The following is a 17914-nucleotide window of genomic DNA, read 5'->3' on the forward strand; positions in this document are numbered from 1 at the left end:
GAACCCGCCCCGGCTGTTCCGGGAGCGGGTTTCTGCACGTCGCGGCGGCAGGACCGGGCGCTATGCTTCACGGACCAGAGGCAGACAGAGCAGGCAGCAGACACCGCCCCGGCACGGGCGCGGGTGTCAGGGGAGCGCAACGTGAGGCACAGACGGCAGGCGGCAGGCGGCGTGAGGAAACGGTCAGGATGGGCGGTCGCGGGGCGCGTGGCGCTGGGGGTCACGGCGGCGCTGCTGCTGTCGGCGGGAGGCGCGGCCGCGTGGCTGCACCTGTCGGCGCAGGCGCGGCACGCCGGGAGCGCGCCGGTGGGCGGACTGGGCGGCGCGGTCACGGTCACGCGGGACGCCTGGGGCGTGCCTCACATCCGCGCGGCGACCGACGCGGACGCGGTGTTCGCGCTGGGCTTCGCGCACTGGCAGGACCGGGCGTGGCAGATGGACTTCCAGCGGCGCGTGGCGCAGGGCCGACTGGCCGAGGTGCTGGGCGAGGCGGCCCTGCCGCAGGACCGCTTCCTGCGCACCTGGGGCTTCGAGCGGGCCGCCCAGGCGGCGCTGCCGGCACTGTCGGCGCAGTCCCGCGCGCTGATCCGTGCGTACACGGCGGGCGTGAACGCCGCGCAGGCGCAGGGCCGGACCGCGCTGGAATTCCGGATTCTGGGCTATGCGCCCGAACCCTGGCGTGAGGTGGACAGCGTGTCCTGGAGCAAACTGATGGCCTTCGATCTGGGCGGCAACTACGAGGAGGAGGTGCTGGGCGCGCAGGTCGTGCGCCGGCTGGGCGCGGACGGACTGGATCAGGTGACGGCCCCGTACCCGGACGGCGCGCCGACGGTCCTGAGCGACGACGAGCTGAGCGGCGCGGCGCAGTCCCTGACCGGGACGGCCGCAGCGGGCGAGCCGTCCGAAGCGACCCGGCCCCCCACCACCCTCCCCAGCGCGACCCTGCCCAGCGCAACCGTGGCCGCGCTGCGCTCGCACCTGCAGGCGGCGCGGACGCTGGGGTTGCAGGCCGTGCCGGGCAAGGGCAGCAACAACTGGGTGATCGCCGGGAGCCGCACGGAAAGCGGCAAACCGATCCTGGCAGACGACCCTCACCTGGCGCTGACCGCGCCGATGCTGTGGTACCTCGCGGACGTGCAGGGCGACCGGCTGAAGGCCATCGGGGCGAGCATTCCGGGCCTGCCAGCCATCGTGATCGGGCGCAACGAACGGGTCGCGTGGGGCGTGACGAACGTCAACCCGGACGTGCAGGACCTGTACATCGAACCCGGGGACGCCCCCCTGACCAGCCGCCGCGAGGTCATCCGGGTCAAGGGCGCACCCGACGTGATCCTCACGGTGCGCAGCAGCCGGCACGGGCCGATCATCAGCGACGCCGGGGCGGGCGCGGTCGGGCCGCGCGTGGCCCTGAAATGGACGGCCCTGCAGGGCGGCGACACGACCATGGACGCCTTCCTGGGCCTGAACTACGCGCGCAACTGGGCGGACTTCACGGGCGCGCTGCGGTCCTACGTGGCCCCCAGTCAGAGTTTCGTGTACGCCGATGTGGACGGCAACACCGGCTACTACGCGCCGGGCCGCATTCCCGTCCGGCGCGGCTGGGACGGCAGCCTGCCGGTCAGCGGGGACGGGTCGCGCGAGTGGCAGGGCTTCATTCCGTTCGAGCAGCTGCCGCACACCTTCAACCCCGCCGACGGATTGATCGTCACCGCGAACAACCGGGTCGTGCCGGACAGCTACCCGCACGCGCTGGGCAACGACCGCAACTGGGCCGAACCGTACCGCGCCCAGCGCATCACGGACCTGCTGGACACCGGCCGCAAACTCACGGTCGCGGACGTGCAGCGCGTGCAGCTGGACACCCTGAGTCTGGTGTGGGCGGACCTGAAGGAACCACTGCTCGCCACCCGGCCCGGCAGCGACCGCGCCCGGCAGGCCCTGGAGCGGCTGCGCGGCTGGGACGGTCAGCAGACGACCGGCAGCGTTCCCTCGACCCTGTTCGAGGCGTGGCTGATGCAGCTTCAGGAGATGGCCCGCGACGAACTGGGCAACGACGCGGTCATGAACAGCCTCTCGGTCCTGAAGCAGCTGCGCGGGAACGGCGAACTGTGCGCCGTGAACGGCAGCGGCGACTGCGCCGGCCTGCTGACCCGCACGCTGGAGGCCGCCCTGACCGACCTGGAAGACCGCCTGGGACCCGACCTGAACAGCTGGACGTACGGGCAGCTGCACACGGTCGCCAGTCACCACCGCGCCTTCGGGAAGGTCAGCGCGCTGGCATGGCTGTTCAATCACGAGGCCCCCACGCCCGGCGGCACGAACACCGTGAACGTCGCCCGCCCCGAGCACGGCACCTTCCGGCAGACGCACGGCGCCAGCTACCGCCAGATCGTGGACCTCGCCAGCCCCAACCGCAGCGTGTACATCGGCAGCCTGGGCCAGGAAGGGCACCCGCTGGCGCGCCACACGGCCGACCAGCAGGCCCGCTGGATCGCCGGGGAGTACCTGCCCATGAGCACCGACCCCGCCGACTGGGGCCGCACCCGCCAGCTGACCCTCACGCCCCGCCCCTGATGCGCCGGCGGGAGTGTCCGGCCCCTGTCTGCCCGGCTGGCCGCCCGCTGGCGTCCACCGTGCTTTCACACAGCCCGCCGCCCTGCCCGGCAACCCGGTACACTCCGGAACATGGCTGACCTTCACCGCGTGCGCGACGCCCTGCGCGCCAGCATGACCGCCTGGGCCACCCTGGACCTGCGGGGCGACCAGGCCCGCGTGGCCCTCGCCCCGGACCTCGACGTGCTCGCCCCGCAACTCGACCTGCTGGACCCCGCCTGGAGCCTCACCTGGGCCTGCGACAGCGTCACGCCGCCCGTCGTGCGCGCCCGCCTGACCGTGCAGGGCGTGGTGCGCGAGGGACTGGCCACCGCGCACTCGCTGCCGGACGCCAAACGCGCCGCGCTGGCCGACCTGGCCCGCACGTACGGCGTGCGCCCCACCAGCGACCCCGTCTGGGTCGAGTACGACCCGGAAGACGGCGCGAACACCACCGAACTCGAAACCGACACGCCCGTCCCCACCGAGACCCCCGAACGCCCCCTGCCGCCCGAACCGCCCCGCGACCCGCAGATGGAGAAGGCGCGGCGGCACATCGAGGACCTGCTCGAACAGCTGAAAGTCGCCGGGCGCGGCGGAGAGGCCGCCCGCATCCTGATGCGCGGCTACGGCGAGACGCTCGAGGAGAGCCGCGCCATCTACAAGGAGCTGCACGCCATCCTCAAGGGCTGACCGCCGCCGCTGCCGGGAGAACCTCAAGGGAACGTAACGGCCCGCCTGTGCCCCCGGTGAGGGAGGACCCGCCGGCATCCCGTACACTGACAGCCGATGCGCAAGTTCCTGGCCTTCGGTGACGTGCACGCCGACTTCGACACCCTCTGGGCCGCCCTGCGCGCCGCCAGCTGCGCCGACGCGAACGGCCAGCCCACGCCACCCGTCCTGGCCGGCCTGTATCAGGTCGTCCTGATCGGCGACCTCGTGCACCCCAAGAACGACCGCGAGTACAGCCGCCTGACCGGCGTGCACCGCTTCGACCCGAAGAACCCCGACCACCTGTTCCTCGCCGCCCGCGAGCAGGTCAAGCACCTCGACCGCCTGCGCGAGTACCAGCTGGCCGCGCCGCACGCCATCCATATCATCCTGGGCAACCACGACGACGCCGTCCTGAACACCAGTTTCGTCCTCGGCACCAGCGGCGGCCTCGTCCACACCGAATTCGACCCGGACCACGGCGGCATTCACCTGCCCGACCACCTGAAACACTGGATGCAGACCTTCCCCCGCGAACTGAGGGTCGGCAGCGTGCAGTTCGCGCACGTGTCCCCCCTGCCCGCGCACACGCACTACGACGACCTGTTCTACGCCGACCGCAGCCCCAAACGCTGGTTCCGCGAGACACCCGAGTACGTGCAGATGGCCGGCCTGAGCTTCGGCGTGTACGGCCACACCCAGATCGAGGACGGCATCCTGCTCGACGAAACACACAGGCTCGCCATGATCGACGCCCTGCACGGCCGCGAGTACCTGGAACTCATGCTGAACCCCGACCAGCCCGACCCGCTGATCAGCGTCCGCGCCGTCCCCTTCTGAACGCAGGCCACAACGGCCCGCACGCCCCCATCGGCCCGCGCCCGGTTGACAACCGTAACTGCCGCCGCTATCCTTAACCCCGCTGCTTTTACAGCAGCGTACCAGCAGTCACATCCATCTTGGTCCGGTAGTGTAGCGGTTAGCATATCTGCCTGTCACGCAGAAGGTCGCGGGTTCAAATCCCGTCCGGACCGCCAAGGAAGGCTAGGTAGCTCAGCTGGTAGAGCAAACGACTGAAAATCGTTGGGTCGCCGGTTCAAGTCCGGCCCTGGCCACCACCAAGAAAAACCCCCACCCCAGCGGTGGGGGTTTTTCGTTGTGCCGTTCGGCCGGGCGGCGCGGCCCTAGGCGGCGGGGCGGCGGGCACGGATAATGCCCGGCGAGCCTGCCGCCCGCGGGGGCTCCCCCACCACTGGACGACCTGTGCTGTCGTCCCGGCCTGTCCGTACCAAGCGGCGGGACCGTCAGGGAGAGAACATGACGAACACTGTGAACACGCCGGCCACCGCCGGGACCGACTGCGGCCCCCAGAACCCCGGTTTCGACCGCCGGTACGACGTGCAGGGCCTGGACGCCATCGATACGGCGGTGCTGGGCACCTTCGAGCACGTGCGCGTGGACGACCCGGTGCGGTATCCGGGCGAGCCGATGCAGATCGAGATCGTGACGGACGAGTTCAGCCCGGTGTGCCCCTGGAGTGGCCTGCCGGATTTCGGGCGGTTGGAGATCCGGTACCTGCCGCGCGAGACCTGCGTGGAACTGAAGAGCCTGAAGTACTACCTGACCAGCTACCGCTTCGTGGGCATCTACCATGAGCACGCGACGCGGCGGGTGCTGGCGGATCTGGTGAACCTGCTGAACCCGCTGAGCATGGAGATCCGCTGTGATTACGGCATGCGTGGGGGCCTGAACACGATCTGCACCGTGCGGTACGTGGCACCCGATCACCAGGGGGCGTAAGCGGATGCCGTGGAAACTGAGTTCGGAGTTCACGTTCGATTCGGCGCACGTGATCACCGGATACGACGGACCGTGCGGGCGGCTACACGGGCACACCTACCGCGTCCGGATGGAACTCACCAGTGACCGGTTGCGCCCGAGCGCGCACGTCAAGCGGGCCATCATGGTCGCCGACTTCAAGACCCTCAAGTGGGCGAAGAAGGACATCGATGCCGGGGGCCTGGATCACGCCTACCTGAACGACATCCCGGAACTCGGGGACGACACGACCGCCGAGGTCGTCGCCGCGTACATCCACCGCCACACCATGAAGCGCGTGCGCGCCGACCTGCCCGAAGGGGACGACGGCGCGGACCTACGCCTGCACGTGACGCTGTGGGAAACGCCCGACAGTTCCTGCGAGTACTGGGAGTGAGGCCGTGAAATACCCGGTGTACGAGCGCTTCTACACGTGGCAGGGCGAGGGCGTGCACCTGGGCCGCGCGGCGTACTTCATCCGCCTGTACGGCTGCCCGCAGTCCTGCCCCTGGTGCGACAGCGCCGGAACGTGGCACCGCGACTACCGCCCCGACGGCGTGACCCTCATGAGTGCCGATGAACTGGCCGATGTGGTGCGGGCCGAGAGTCCAGAGGGCGCGGTGGTGGTGGTCACGGGGGGCGAGCCGATCCTGTTCGACCTCGCGCCCCTGACGGACGCCCTGCACGCGCTGGGCCGCCGGGTTCACATCGAGACGAGCGGCATCGCACCACTGCGGGGGGCGCTGGACTGGGTGACGCTGTCGCCCAAACCGTTCGGGCAGCCCCCGCTGCCCGAAGTCGTGGCGCGGGCGGACGAGGTGAAGATCATCGTCCACGAGCCCGGTGACATTCAGGCGGGGCTGGACACCCTGACCGGCCTGCCGGACGGAGCGGTGATCTGGCTGCACCCCGAGTGGAGCCGGGCGCGCGAGCGGGATCTGACTGTTCTGAACGCGATCACGCAGGCGGTCAAGGAGAACCCACGCCTGCGGGCCGGGTACCAGATGCACAAGCTGTACCGCGCCGACGACCTCGACGCACACAGCGACAAACGCCTCATCCCCCTCGGCGGCAACGCGGCCCTGGGGTATTGAGCTTCTGGAGCCCTCTCCCGTGGGGAGAGGGTCGGGTGAGGGGTCTTTGCGGAGGTTGGGTATGAGTGATGGTCAGAAGCGCGCGGTGGTGCTGCTGTCGGGTGGGCTGGATTCGAGCACGGTGCTGGGCATGGCGACCCGTGACGGGTACGCGTGCACGGCGTTGTCGTTCCGGTATGGGCAGCGGCATACGGTGGAGCTGGAGCGGGCGGCCACGGTCGCGGCGCACTTCGGGGCCGTGCACCGGGTGATCGATATCAACATCGGGTCGTTCGGGGGGAGTGCCCTGACGGACGAGTCGATGGCCGTGCCGACGGACGGGACGGAAGACGGCGTGATTCCGCCGACGTACGTGCCGGGGCGCAACACGGTCTTTATTGCCGTGGGCCTGAGTCTCGCGGAAGCGATTGACGCCGAGCGGGTGTTCCTGGGGATCAACGCGGTGGATTACAGCGGGTACCCGGACTGCCGCCCGGAGTACCTGTCGGCGTACCAGACGCTGGCGGATCTGGCGACGAAGGCGGGCCTGGAGGGGCGCGGGGCGGTGCTGACAGCGCCGCTGGCAGAGATGACGAAGGCGGACATCGTGCGCGAGGCGCTGGCGGTGGGCGTGCCGATTGAGGTGACCTGGAGCTGCTACCAGGGCGGCGAGGAACCGTGCGGGGTGTGCGATTCGTGCCGCATCCGGGACCGGGCGCTGATCGAGGCGGGCCGCCCGGACCTCGCCACCCGGTACGCTCAGGCGCAGCTGGCGTAATACACAGTCCCCCCCATGCCGCCTCATCAGACAATCCGCGCACCGGGGTCTGTTTTAATGGCGGGCATGTCCGACCTCTCCCCTGCCGCCACCCCGCACGACGCCCCGCACGACCCCACGCCCCGCGAACTGGGGTTCGGCATGCCGGCCGAGTGGGCCGAGCACGCCGCCACCTGGATGAGCTGGCCCGCCGACGACGACCTGTGGTTCGGGCACCTGGAGGGCGTGCGCGCCGAGTTCGCCGGGCTGGTGCGGACCATCGCGCGCTTCGAGCCGCTGCACCTGCTCGTCCGGGACGAGGAGAGCGAGGCGGACGCCCGCGCCCGCCTGGACGGCGCGAACGTCACCTACCACCGCGTGCCGCTGGACGACGTGTGGGTGCGGGACAACGGCCCGATCTTCGTGAAGCGTGACGGTGATCTGGCGCTGACCGACTGGCAGTTCAACTCGTGGGGCGGGAAGTTCAACTGGGACCATGACAACCTCGTGCCCGAGTACGTCGCCGGGCACCTGGGCACACAGCGCTGGGCGCAGCCGTTCGTGCTGGAGGGCGGCGGCCTGGAAGTGAACGGCCTGGGCGTGGGCCTGACCACCCGGTCGTGCTTCCTGACCGACACCCGCAACCCCGGCCTGACCGAGGACGGGTACGCGGCGCTGCTGAACGACACGCTGGGCGTGCGCAAGCTGCTGTGGCTGGACGGCGGCCTGGAGAACGACCACACCGACGGACACATCGACACCATCACCCGCTTCACGGACGAGCGGACCATCGTCACCAGCGTCGAACCCAACCCCGAGGACCCCAACCACGCGGTCATGGCAAAGAACCTCGCGGACCTGCGCGCCATGACCGACCAGGACGGCCAGCCCTTCCGCATCGTGGAACTGCCCCTGCCCGCCACGTACCTGGAAGGCGCCGAGGGCCGCCTGCCGCCCACCTACGCGAACTTCTATATCGGGAACGGCTTCGTGGTCGTCCCGCAGTACGGCGACCCGAACGACACCCGCGCCCTGGAGGTCCTGACGCCGCTGTTCCCCGGCCGCGAGGTGATCGGCCTGAGCAGCCGCGCGATCATCGAGGGCGGCGGCAGCTTCCACTGCGTCACGCAGCAGCAGCCCACCGGGACGCCCTGGACGCAGGAAGGCTGACCCATGCCCTTCCAGCCGCTGCCGCAGGATCAGCCGAGCTGCACCGTGGAATGCCCCGCGTGCGGACACCGCTGGCTGGTCTACGAGCAGCAGCTGGGGCTGGTAGGCCCCTGCCCGGCGTGCGGCGCAGCGCGGCCCCGCTCCATGGGGGGTGTCGCGCCGGACAGCGGGCGGCAGGTGTCGTTCGGGAGTTTCCGCGACCTGCTGGACGAACCGCGCCTGCTGCTCCTGATCGAGCAGGCACTGGGGCTGAGTCCGCTGGATGGCGAACGCTTCGTGGACACCCAAGGCCGCAAGGTGCCGCTGGAGAACATCCATTTCACCCTCCAGGGGAACGCAGAGTGGCAGGCTCAGGTCTACAACTTCTACATGAACCACGTCCGCTGACCGCGCGTGCCAGAGTGACGGCGTGACTGACCTTGACCTGGGCGGCGGGTACTCGGCCCGCCCGATCTCGCTGGAGGACTACCGGGAGGCGTGTGCGCGCCTGGAGGACCGGATCTTCGGCGGGAACTCGCTGTACGCCTTCGACCCGGCGGTGCGGGCGGCCCCGCCGCCCGGCGAGTCGTGGAACTGGGGTGTGTACCACGGCGCGGAGCTGATCGGCTGGCACCACGCGCACGCGCTGGACGGGCGGACGGTATACATGGCCGATACGGGCCTGCTGCCGGAGCATCAGGGGCGCGGGGTGTACTCGCGGCTGCTGCCGCACCTGCTGGAGGCCTTCCGCGCGGCGGGCTTCACGCTGGTGCAGAGTCACCACCGCGCGACAAACAACGCCGTGATCCTCCCGAAACTCCGCGCCGGGTTTCACCTTCAGGGCCTGAATGCCTACGAGGGTGGGGTGAATGCCGCGCTGACCCTCAGCCTGGACGACATATACCGGCAGGCGATGCACGTCCGCAGCGGGTTCTGCGCGCCCTCAGGTGAGGCGGCGCGGCGACTGGGCGTCCCGGACACGCCGGCTTCGACCCTGGCCGATGCACCCGACCTCCCCCTGCCGCCGGAAGCGGAAAGCGGCCTGGACCTGGGGGGCGGGTACCGCCTGCACCGCGTGCCCACCGCCACTTACCGCGAGGTGTACGCGCAGCTGGAGACCAGCGCGTACGACACGGACTCGTTCGACTGGGGCGATCGTGAACCCGCTCCCGCGCCGCATGGCCCGCTGTGGAGCTGGCCGATCAGCCACGAGGACCGCGTGGCCGGGTGGCAGGCCAGCCGCGCCTGGGACACCCGCACGGCGTACATGGTGAACACCGCGCTACTGCCCGCGCACCGGGGCCAGGGGGTGTACACGCGGCTGCTGCCCGTCGTGCTGGACGCCCTGCGGGCCGAGGGATACGCCCTGGTGCGCAGCCACCACCACCTGACGAACAACGCCGTCATCATCCCGAAACTCCGCGCGGGCTTCCGCTTTCAGGGCGTGCAGATCAACGGGCACGGCGTGATGGCCGTCCTGCTGCTCAGCTTCGATCCGGCGTACGCGGCGTACATGGATCGCCGCAGCGGCCTGACCCGCCTTTAGCCAGTCGGCGCGGGGCGGAACACGAACACGTGCCCTTCCGGGTCGCGGACGGCGAGGCGGCCAGCGTCGGTGACGCAGGGCAGCCCCTCGGCCTGCACGCGGGCGGCGACGGCGGGCACGTCCGCGTAGAACTCCAGCAGGGCGTGGTCGCCGCCCAGCATGTCAGCCAGCCCCACCTGCGGGTCCCAGGCGTACAGCCAGCGGCGCGGGGTGCCGTTCCCGTCGGGTTCCGGCCAGGGGCCCAGCGTGAACTGCGCGAAGTCGCGGTCGTCCTGCTCCTTGGCGAACGCGAAGCCGTACGCGCGGGGTAGCCGTTCCTTCATGGCCGGGTAGTCGCCAAAGGCGATGGCCGCCTCGCGCAGGCCCAGGACCGGCAGGGCGTGCGGGTCGGGCGTCAGGGGGTGATCGGGAACAGCGCAGTGCGGCTGGCGCGGGTCGTGTCGGTTCACGGAACGCAGTTCCAGGCCGTGCCCGAACGGGTCGAAGAAGTACAGGGTGGGGTCCGGGGCGTCCGGGGTGCCCAGGTCGACCTCCTGCCAGGGCAGGCCGTGGGCGTCCAGCAGGGTCCGGCAGCGGGGCAGGTCCTCGGGGCGCACCTGGAACGCGAGGTGCAGGTGCCCCGCCCCGCGCGCCCGCAGCGGCGCCAGCCACGGCTCGTTCGGCTGGCGCGTGACCGGCTGCCACAGCGTCAGGGTCTGGGCGGCGTTCACGCCGAGGCGGGCGGTGCGGTGTTCCTCGTCCAGGTGTTGCAGTGGCAGGCCCAGCACCTGCGCGTAGAAGCGCACGCCGCGTTCCAGCTGGTTGACCTCCAGGGTCACGCCCGCGAGGTCCAGGATCGGGGAGGGGCCGCCGGTGCCAGGCCGAGTGCTGAGGGTCATGCCCCGAGCGTAATCAGGGGCGGCGGGCGGCGGGTGGGGCGGCCCTTGGGCGTCCGGTCACGCAGCGGCACGGCCCTGCTTCAGGCGCGGCGGGCGGGGCGGTTCCTGGCGCGTTTGATGGTCGCCACGCCCGCCCCGTCGCGCAGGACGGTCACGTACAGGTCCCACCACGCGCGGGCCTGTGCGGGGTCGCGGGTCAGGTTCTCGAAGCGGTAGTAGGCGGCCTCGCCGGTCGGGAGGACGAAGGTGGGCGTGCCGAACACGCCGATCTCGGCGGCATCCTGCAGGTCGGCGCGCAGCGTGGCGCGCAGTCCCGCGTCGTCGCTCAGGTCGGCGGCGAAGCGTTCCGGGTCCAGCGCGGCCTGCACGGCGGCCGCCTGGATGGTGTCGGCGTTCAGGGGCTGGCCGTGTTCGTGGCGGGCGCGGAACAGCGCCAGCGCGAACGCCCAGGCGGCGTCCTCACCCTGGCGGGCGGCGGCCTGCGCGGCCAGGAACGCGGCGAGGCTGCCCTGCTGGTACTCGCTGCCCTCGTGGGCGGGCTGGTCGGTCAGCCACCACGTCGGAGTCGCCTGCCCGGCGTTCTCGGTGTGGTTGCCCTGCACCAGCGAGAAGTGCCGCAGCGTGAACGCCTCGCCACCGGCGCGCAGCACGGCGGCGAGTTCCACGCCCCGCCACGCGTAGGGGCACAGGAAATCGATGAACACGTTGGTTGCCTGGGGGCCGGCTGTCTGGGTATCGGTCATGCCGGGCACGCTAGCACCCGCCGCCTGGGCGGGAAGGTCAGGTGGGCTGCTTTGCGCCCAATCTCTCTGCGATGAAGTCCTTGAGGGTCTGCACGTCGTTCGGCAGGACCTCGAAGCGTTTCGGGGCGTTCTCGATGCCCGCGAAGCGCGCGGGACGCTCGGGCAGGCGGCCCACCGCTTCCTGGACGGTCTCCTCGAACTTGGCGGGCAGCGCGGTTTCCAGGCAGATCATGGGCACGCCGGGGCGCCGGTAGCGCTCGCCGACGAGGACGCCGTCGGCGGTGTGCGGGTCGATCAGGCGGCCGTGCTCGCGGTCCACGCGGCGGATGGTGTTCAGGCGGTCCGCGTGGGTGCTGCGCCCGGACTTCAGGCCGCTGGCCTGCACGGCGTCCCAGTGGGCGGTGCCGCGCAGGTCCACGGGGCGGCCCTCGCCGACGTCCTGCCACCAGCCGTGCGTCTGCGGGGCGTCGCTGCCCGTGATCAGGTACAGGTAGCGTTCGAAGTTGCTGGCCTTGCCGATGTCCATGCTGGGACTGCTGGTCATGGCGACCTGTTCGGCGGGGCGCACGTGGTACACGCCGCCGGTGAAGAAGTCGTTCAGCACGTCGTTCTCGTTGGTGGCGACGATCAGCTGCCCGACGGGCAGGCCCATGCTGCGGGCGAGGTACCCGGCGAACACGTTCCCGAAGTTCCCGGACGGCACGCTGAAGTCCGCCTCCTGCCCGTCCGGCAGGTTCAGGGTCAGGTACGCGCGGAAGTAGTACACGGCCTGCGCCAGCACCCGCGCCCAGTTGATGGAGTTCACGGCCCCGATATCGTGGTGGGCCTTGAATTCGGCGTCGGCGTTCACGGCCTTCACGAGGTCCTGGCAGTCGTCGAACACGCCCTGCAGGGCGATGTTGAAGATGTTGTCGTCGTGCAGGCAGAACATCTGCGCCTGCTGGAACGCGCTCATGCGACCGTGCGGGGAGAGCATGAACACGTTCACGCGGGCCTTGCCGAGCATGGCGTACTCGGCGGCCGAGCCGGTGTCGCCGCTGGTGGCACCCAGGATGTTCAGATGCTCGTCCCGGCGTTCCAGCACGTACTCGAACACCTGCCCCAGGAACTGCATGGCCATGTCCTTGAACGCCAGAGACGGGCCGTTCGACAGTTCCAGCAGGAACAGGCCGCCCCCGTCCGGCCCTGCCTCTCCCAGTGGGGTCAGGGGCGTGATCGCCTCGCTGTGGAACGCCTCTTCGGTGTACGTGGCGCGCAGCAGGCGGCGCAGGTCATCCTCGGGAATGTCGCTGATGAAGGGCCGCATGACCTCGAAGGCCAGATCGGCGTAGCTCAGGCCGCGCCACGCTCCGATCTGCGCGGGCGTGAAGGTCGGAATGCGCTGGGGCATGGCCAGTCCGCCGTCCGGGGCGAGTCCCGAGAGCAGCACGTCCGAGAAGCTCCCCAGGTCCTGCATGCCGCGCGTGGAAACGTACATCATACGGTCACTCTAAAGGCCGCCCGCGCCCCGGACGGCGCCGGGGGCTAGCCAGACCGGCCCGTCGTCACGGCTGCCTGAAGGCGGGGCGCACCATCCTCACCCGGCCCATCCGGTAGCGTGGGGGCATGAGAGCCCCCGACACCGTGAAGTTGGCCGTCGTGCAGATGCACGTCACGGATCAACTCGAAGACAACGTCACGCGCGCTATGGGTCATGTGCGAGACGCCGCCGCTCAGGGCGCGCAGGTGATCCTGCTGCCGGAACTGTTCGAGAACCTGTACTTCTGTCAGGTGGAACGCGAGGAGTACTTCGCGCTGGCGCACCCGCTGGAGGGCCACCCGTTCATCGGGCGCTTTCAGGAACTGGCGCGCGAACTGGGGGTGGTGCTGCCCCTGTCGTACTTCGAGGCGGCCGGGCAGGCGCACTACAACAGCCTCGTGTGCATCGACGCGGACGGCACCATCCTGGGCAACTACCGCAAGACGCACATCCCCGACGGTCCCGGTTACGAGGAGAAGTACTACTTCAATCCCGGCGACACCGGCTTCAAGGTCTGGGACACCCGCTATGGGCGCGTGGGCGTGGGCATCTGCTGGGATCAGTGGTACCCGGAAACGGCGCGCGTGATGATGCTTCAGGGCGCGGACTTCCTGCTGTACCCCACCGCCATCGGCAGTGAACCGGCCGAGGTGGAAACCCCGAACAGCCACCACATGTGGCAGCGCGCCATGGTCGGGCACGCGGTCAGCAACAGCACGTACGTGGCCGCCGCCAACCGCATCGGGACCGAGGTCGTGGGCGACCTGAACCAGACGTACTACGGGCACACCTTCGTCAGCGACTACACCGGCGAGATCGTCGCGGAACTGGCCGAGACCGAGGAAGGCGCCCTGATCCACACCCTGAACATCGCCGAGGCCCGCAAATTCCGCGCCGGCATGGGCTTCTTCCGCGACCGGCGCCCCGAACTGTACGGCCCGCTGCTGACCCTGGACGGCGTGACCCGCAGAGGCTGAACCGGCAGCCGGGAGCAGGAAGCGGAGGCGGGGACGCCGATCCACTTCCTGCTACTCGCTCTCTACTCGCCGGTATCGGGGGCGAGGTTCACGCGGTACAGGTGCGGGTGTGGACCGCCCCGCGCGGCGTAGCGGCCCAGCAGGTCGTGCAGGTCGCGTTGCAGGGCCTTGGCATCCTCGCGGGTCAGGTGCAGGGTGCCCCACTCGACGGTCAGGGCAGGCGCCTCGGGACGCAGCAGGTCGTGCATGTCGAAATGCTCGGCGGTGGGCGTGACGTCCAGGACCACGCTGCCCGCGTGGCGGTACAGGCGCACGGCGATGTCCTCCTCTCGGCGGACAAGGGGCACCCCGGCGTGCACGACCGCCTGCCGGAAGCGGTCGCTGAAGGTGTCCTCATGCAGCGAGATCAGGTCTTCCAGGCTGCCCAGTGGGGTCAGGTGGTACGGGATGAGCAGGGCGTCACTGACGGCCCGGTAGTGCCTCAGCGGGCGGCCCCGGCGCGCCTCCAGGCGCGTGACACGCACCAGTCCAGCGGCCAGCAGGCGGCCCAGGCGGTGGTGCGCGGCGTTCAGGGCCTGCCCGGCAGCGGCGGCCAGCGGGGCGGCGGTCCACTCGCGGATCATCAGGAGGCGCAGCAGGTCGGTGTAGGCGGGGTTCAGGGCCAGCCGGGCGGCGTGCGGGTCTTCCAGGCGCGTCCAGGCTCGCGGCATGCCCGCAGCGTATCGCAGCGCCGGCCATCTCTACTCGACGCGGGTGCTTGAGGGTCGAGTAGACCGGGGCGCACGCTGGGGCATGACCAATCCGGTGGCAGCCCAGGTGGAGTTCACGCCCGAACAGCAGCGCGTGCAGGCGTCCGTGCAGGCCCTGTGGCACCCGCAGACCCTCCCGGACCCGTACCCGGCGTACGCGGCGCTGCGCGACCTGAACCCGTCGGGCGTGCTGCCCGTGCCGGAGTGGGGCATGACCTTCGTCACGTCGCACGCCGTGAACAGCGCCGTGCTGCGCTCCCCGCTGGCGCGCTCGGGGGCCATCATCTCGCAGATGCCGGGCGACACGCAGGCCACCCGGCTGCTGCAACCCATGATGCTGTTCCACAACGGCCCCTCGCACGCCCGCCTGCGCGGGCTGGTGCAGGCGGCCTTCACGCCGCGCGTGGTCGAGGCGCAGCGCGAACTGGTGCAGGCGGTGCTGAACGACCTGCTGGACGACCTGCCCACCGACCGGGACGTGGACCTCGTCGCCGGACTGGCCGCGCCGCTCCCGGCCCGCGTGATCATGCGGATGCTGGGCCTGCGCGGCGACGACGAGGCGAAATTCATGCGCTGGACGCAGAGCGTCGCGGACCTGCTGGGCGGCGCGGAAGGCAACCCGGAGTTGCTGACCCGCATCGAGGCCGACGCGAGCGAGATGCGTGCGTACTTCCGCGACCTGGCCGACGAACTGTGCGCCGACCCGCAACCCGGCCTGCTGAGCGCCATGGCCGCAGCGCAGGACGGCAGTGAACGCCTGAGCAGCGACGAACTGCTCTCGAACGCCGTCCTACTGCTGGCCGCCGGGCATGAGACGACCAGCAACCTGATTCCCGGCGGGCTGCTGGAACTCGCCCAGCAACCCCAGGCCTGGGCCGCCCTGGTCGCCCGCCCTGACCACCCGAACGTCGCGGACGAACTGCTGCGCGTCGTCTCGCCCGTGCAACTCGACGGGCGCACCCTGGCCGGCGACCTCACCACCACCGGCGCGGACAGCCAGCCCCTTACCCTCCCCGCCGGCACGCACGTGCAGACCCTGCTGGCCGCCGCCAACCGCGACCCCGGCGTGTTCCCCGACCCCGACCGCCTCGACTGGGACCGCCCGAACAGCGCCCGGCACCTCGCCTTCGCCGCCGGAGCGCACTACTGCCTGGGCGCGTCCCTGGCCCGCCTGGAAATCGCGGAAGTGTACGCCGCGCTCGCCCGCCGCTCCCCGAACCTGACCGTCACCGACCCCACCCCCCCGTTCAAGGCAAACCTCGTCCTGCGCGGCCCGCAGGAACTCAGGGTCCGGCTCGGGTAGGCCCACTCTCCTCGATCCAGAACACGCCGCCCAAGCCGACGCGGGGCGCGAGGTGCAGGGCGCTGCCGTCCACGAGCAGCGTGGCGCGCAGGGTGGTGGACGGCATGGTCGCGCCGGGCTGGTAGGCGCTCAGCAGGCCGTAATGCTGGAGGCGCGGGCTGAATTCCAGGCCCACGGCAGGCGTCCCGGCGGTGAACAGGCGGTGCAGGTGGCGTTCCAGCGCGTCGGCGCGGCGCACGCCCCACAGGCCGCGTGCCCGCAGCGGAAGGGCCTGTGCGCGCAGCCAGTCGTTCGTGCCAGTCAGCCAGTCCCACGGCAGCACGGCGCGTTGCCCGCCGCTCGCGGGGACGATGAAGGCCCGCTGGGCGGTCAGCAGTTCGGCGGCCAGCGCGTCGCGCGGCGGCAGGGGCACGTCCAGCCGGTCGGCGTGCCACCGCAGCAGGCACGCGGCGCTCAGGGGGCCGCAACCGACCAGCGCGCCGCGCACGGTGCCCTGGCCGCCGTCGTGCGGGGGGCGCGGGCCGGTGAAGGCGTGCAGGGTCATGCGGGCAGCGTAGCGGGGTGGGAGGCAGGTTGGCGCATGGCATTCCTTGAGGGTCGTGTCAGGCTGTGGGGGTGACGCTGATCCCGCATTCGAGGGAGTGGTACGCGCGGCTGGCCCGCGAGCTGGGCGGGTACCGGCATCCGTGGGCGCGGGTGCTGGACGGCCCGGACCCGGAGTTGACGTTCGATGCCCTCCTCGCGGAGCGGCTGGGGCCAGCCGTCAGGGTGCTGGAGGCTGGGTGCGGGCATGGGCCGGACGCGGCGCGGTTCGGGCCGCTGGCGGGACGCTGGGCGGCGTTCGACGCGGTGCCGGAGCTGGTGGCGCAGGCGCGGCTGAACGCCCCTGACGCGGACGTGCACGAATGGAACGCCAAGGGCGAGGTGCCCCCGGACCTGTGCGGCCCGTTCGACCTGATCGTGTCGCGCCGGGGGCCGACCTCGGTGATCCTTCGACTGCCGGAACTGGCCGCGCCGGGCGCGGAGTTCCTGTACGTCGGCCCGCGCCTGGACGTGCCGCAGGTGCCCGAACGGCTGGCGGCAGTGGGGTGGGAGGTCCGGGGCGAGTGGCGGGTCAGCGTGAGGGCGCGCGTGCCCACGCGCCAGGACTGGGCGACCCGCTGCAAGTGGATGAACGAGCCGGAGCGCCTCCCCGAATGGGACACGCACGCGGGGCCGGACGGCCTGCCGTACCGCGAGGAGCGTTACGTGGTCCTGGCTGGCCCACCCGCCTGACGGCCGGGCCCGGTGGGGTTCAGGGCAGGGACCCGTCCAGTTCCGGGAAGCCCTCGTAGCGGGCGCCGGTGAAGGACAGGCCGTGCGCGGGGACGTTCGCGCCGGCCTGTGACCGCTGCCGCGAGTGCAGGATGCCCTCGGCCTGCGTGGGGGTCAGGCGGCCCTGCCCGGCCAGCAGCAGCGTGCCGACGAGGCCGCGCACCATGTGCCGCAGGAAGCTCTCACCGTGTACGTGCACTTGCCAGATCAGGGGGCCGGGCTGCACGCGCAGCAGCCGCAGTTCGCGCACGGTCTGGCGGTCTTCCTGGGTGGCGAACGCCGCGAAGTCGTGCGTGCCGGTCAGGGCGGCGGCGGCGGCGTTCATGGCGTCCGGGTTCAGGGGCTGCGGGACGTGCAGGGCGCGGCCGTGCCAGTGCGGGTGCCGTTGCGGGTGGACCAGCAGGCGGTACACGTACTGCCGCTCGGTGCACGAGAAGCGCGCGTGGAACCCGGCGGGCGCGTCGGCGGCGTGCAGGACGGCCACGGTGGGTGGCAGGTGGGCGTTCAGGGCGCGGGCCAGTTTCGCGGGGGGCACCCGGAACGTGTCGGGCACGTCCACGTGGGCGGGCATGGCCTCGGCGTGCACGCCGGCGTCGGTGCGGCCGGCCGCCACCGGGCGGAACTCTCCGCCGCCCAGCCGGGCCAGCGCGCCGTGCAGGGTGTCCTGTACGCTGGGCAGCGCCGGCTGGGACTGCCAGCCTGCGAACGGCGCGCCGTCCCAGGCGACCCGCAGCAGCAGGCGGCGGTGCCCGTCGGGGGGGCGGTAGTCCGGGCGGGTCATGGGC

19 protein-coding genes and 2 tRNA genes are annotated in these 17914 nt (G+C 71.2%); 15 read left to right on the plus strand and 6 right to left on the minus strand.

The annotated features are described in order from the left end of the window. Window positions 1-171: 171 nt before the first annotated feature. From BXU09_RS06315 to BXU09_RS06370, 12 genes are all read left to right on the plus strand, one after another. Complete coding sequence (locus BXU09_RS06315) at window positions 172-2574, plus strand: penicillin acylase family protein (RefSeq protein WP_078301247.1); 2403 nt, start codon at window positions 172-174, stop codon at window positions 2572-2574. A 111-nt stretch (window positions 2575-2685) separates the two neighbouring features. Beyond that, complete coding sequence (locus BXU09_RS06320; RefSeq protein WP_078301249.1) at window positions 2686-3285, plus strand: single-stranded DNA-binding protein; 600 nt, start codon at window positions 2686-2688, stop codon at window positions 3283-3285. A gap of 96 nt (window positions 3286-3381) precedes the next feature. Then, a complete protein-coding gene (locus BXU09_RS06325) occupies window positions 3382-4143 on the plus strand; it encodes a metallophosphoesterase (protein WP_078301256.1) in 762 nt (253 codons plus the stop codon). Between the two features lie 121 nt (window positions 4144-4264). Next, window positions 4265-4340: transfer RNA gene (locus tag BXU09_RS06330), tRNA-Asp, on the plus strand. A 5-nt stretch (window positions 4341-4345) separates the two neighbouring features. Continuing rightward, window positions 4346-4421: transfer RNA gene (locus tag BXU09_RS06335), tRNA-Phe, on the plus strand. 199 nt (window positions 4422-4620) lie between these two features. Then, window positions 4621-5103 (plus strand): preQ(1) synthase, encoded by a 483-nt coding sequence (queF, locus tag BXU09_RS06340; protein WP_205684135.1) that lies wholly within the window; start codon window positions 4621-4623, stop codon window positions 5101-5103. Window positions 5104-5107: 4 nt separating this feature from the next. Beyond that, the gene (locus BXU09_RS06345) at window positions 5108-5518 is read left to right on the plus strand and encodes a 6-carboxytetrahydropterin synthase (protein ID WP_078301260.1); all 411 of its coding nucleotides are present in this window, start codon (window positions 5108-5110) and stop codon (window positions 5516-5518) included. Window positions 5519-5522: 4 nt separating this feature from the next. Further along, window positions 5523-6215, plus strand: a complete 693-nt coding sequence (locus BXU09_RS06350; RefSeq protein WP_078301266.1) for a 7-carboxy-7-deazaguanine synthase QueE — start codon at window positions 5523-5525, stop codon at window positions 6213-6215. A gap of 61 nt (window positions 6216-6276) precedes the next feature. After that, the gene (gene queC, locus BXU09_RS06355; protein ID WP_078301273.1) at window positions 6277-6972 is read left to right on the plus strand and encodes a 7-cyano-7-deazaguanine synthase QueC; all 696 of its coding nucleotides are present in this window, start codon (window positions 6277-6279) and stop codon (window positions 6970-6972) included. A gap of 57 nt (window positions 6973-7029) precedes the next feature. Then, the gene (locus BXU09_RS06360; protein ID WP_078301279.1) at window positions 7030-8121 is read left to right on the plus strand and encodes an agmatine deiminase family protein; all 1092 of its coding nucleotides are present in this window, start codon (window positions 7030-7032) and stop codon (window positions 8119-8121) included. A gap of 3 nt (window positions 8122-8124) precedes the next feature. After that, window positions 8125-8508, plus strand: coding sequence for a hypothetical protein (locus BXU09_RS06365; RefSeq protein ID WP_078301280.1), 384 nt, complete (start codon window positions 8125-8127; stop codon window positions 8506-8508). Window positions 8509-8530: 22 nt separating this feature from the next. Then, window positions 8531-9646, plus strand: coding sequence for a GNAT family N-acetyltransferase (locus BXU09_RS06370; protein WP_078301281.1), 1116 nt, complete (start codon window positions 8531-8533; stop codon window positions 9644-9646). Here the strand turns inward: BXU09_RS06370 and BXU09_RS20155 are convergent. The 3 genes from BXU09_RS20155 to thrC form a co-directional block, all read right to left on the minus strand. Continuing rightward, window positions 9643-10524, minus strand: coding sequence for a VOC family protein (locus tag BXU09_RS20155; protein ID WP_144012005.1), 882 nt, complete (start codon window positions 10522-10524; stop codon window positions 9643-9645). The two genes, BXU09_RS06370 and BXU09_RS20155, sit on opposite strands and share 4 nt — an antisense overlap. Window positions 10525-10604: 80 nt before the next feature. Continuing rightward, entirely contained in the window at window positions 10605-11267 is a 663-nt protein-coding gene (locus BXU09_RS06380; RefSeq protein WP_078304808.1) for a DsbA family protein, read from the minus strand. Window positions 11268-11304: 37 nt separating this feature from the next. Beyond that, window positions 11305-12747 (minus strand): threonine synthase, encoded by a 1443-nt coding sequence (thrC, locus tag BXU09_RS06385; protein ID WP_078301282.1) that lies wholly within the window; start codon window positions 12745-12747, stop codon window positions 11305-11307. 125 nt (window positions 12748-12872) lie between these two features. Here thrC and aguB point away from each other — a divergent pair, with 125 nt between their 5' ends. Then, window positions 12873-13763: an N-carbamoylputrescine amidase gene (gene aguB, locus BXU09_RS06390; protein ID WP_078301283.1), complete on the plus strand. Its 891-nt coding sequence runs from the start codon at window positions 12873-12875 to the stop codon at window positions 13761-13763. A 62-nt stretch (window positions 13764-13825) separates the two neighbouring features. Here the strand turns inward: aguB and BXU09_RS06395 are convergent, their stop codons facing one another. Further along, a complete protein-coding gene (locus BXU09_RS06395; protein WP_078301284.1) occupies window positions 13826-14473 on the minus strand; it encodes a hypothetical protein in 648 nt (215 codons plus the stop codon). 82 nt (window positions 14474-14555) lie between these two features. Here BXU09_RS06395 and BXU09_RS06400 point away from each other — a divergent pair, with 82 nt between their 5' ends. Next, entirely contained in the window at window positions 14556-15815 is a 1260-nt protein-coding gene (locus BXU09_RS06400; RefSeq protein ID WP_078301285.1) for a cytochrome P450, read from the plus strand. On the opposite strand, the gene BXU09_RS06405 is transcribed toward BXU09_RS06400, so the two are convergent. After that, a complete protein-coding gene (locus tag BXU09_RS06405) occupies window positions 15796-16359 on the minus strand; it encodes a hypothetical protein (protein ID WP_078301290.1) in 564 nt (187 codons plus the stop codon). The two genes, BXU09_RS06400 and BXU09_RS06405, sit on opposite strands and share 20 nt — an antisense overlap. Window positions 16360-16430: 71 nt before the next feature. Here BXU09_RS06405 and BXU09_RS06410 point away from each other — a divergent pair, with 71 nt between their 5' ends. Then, window positions 16431-17090 (plus strand): SAM-dependent methyltransferase, encoded by a 660-nt coding sequence (locus tag BXU09_RS06410; protein ID WP_078304809.1) that lies wholly within the window; start codon window positions 16431-16433, stop codon window positions 17088-17090. A 19-nt stretch (window positions 17091-17109) separates the two neighbouring features. On the opposite strand, the gene truA is transcribed toward BXU09_RS06410, so the two are convergent. After that, complete coding sequence (gene truA, locus BXU09_RS20160; RefSeq protein ID WP_144012006.1) at window positions 17110-17910, minus strand: tRNA pseudouridine(38-40) synthase TruA; 801 nt, start codon at window positions 17908-17910, stop codon at window positions 17110-17112. Between the last annotated feature and the right edge of the window lie 4 nt (window positions 17911-17914).

This window comes from Deinococcus sp. LM3 (assembly GCF_002017875.1).
Taxonomy (GTDB): Bacteria; Deinococcota; Deinococci; order Deinococcales; family Deinococcaceae; genus Deinococcus.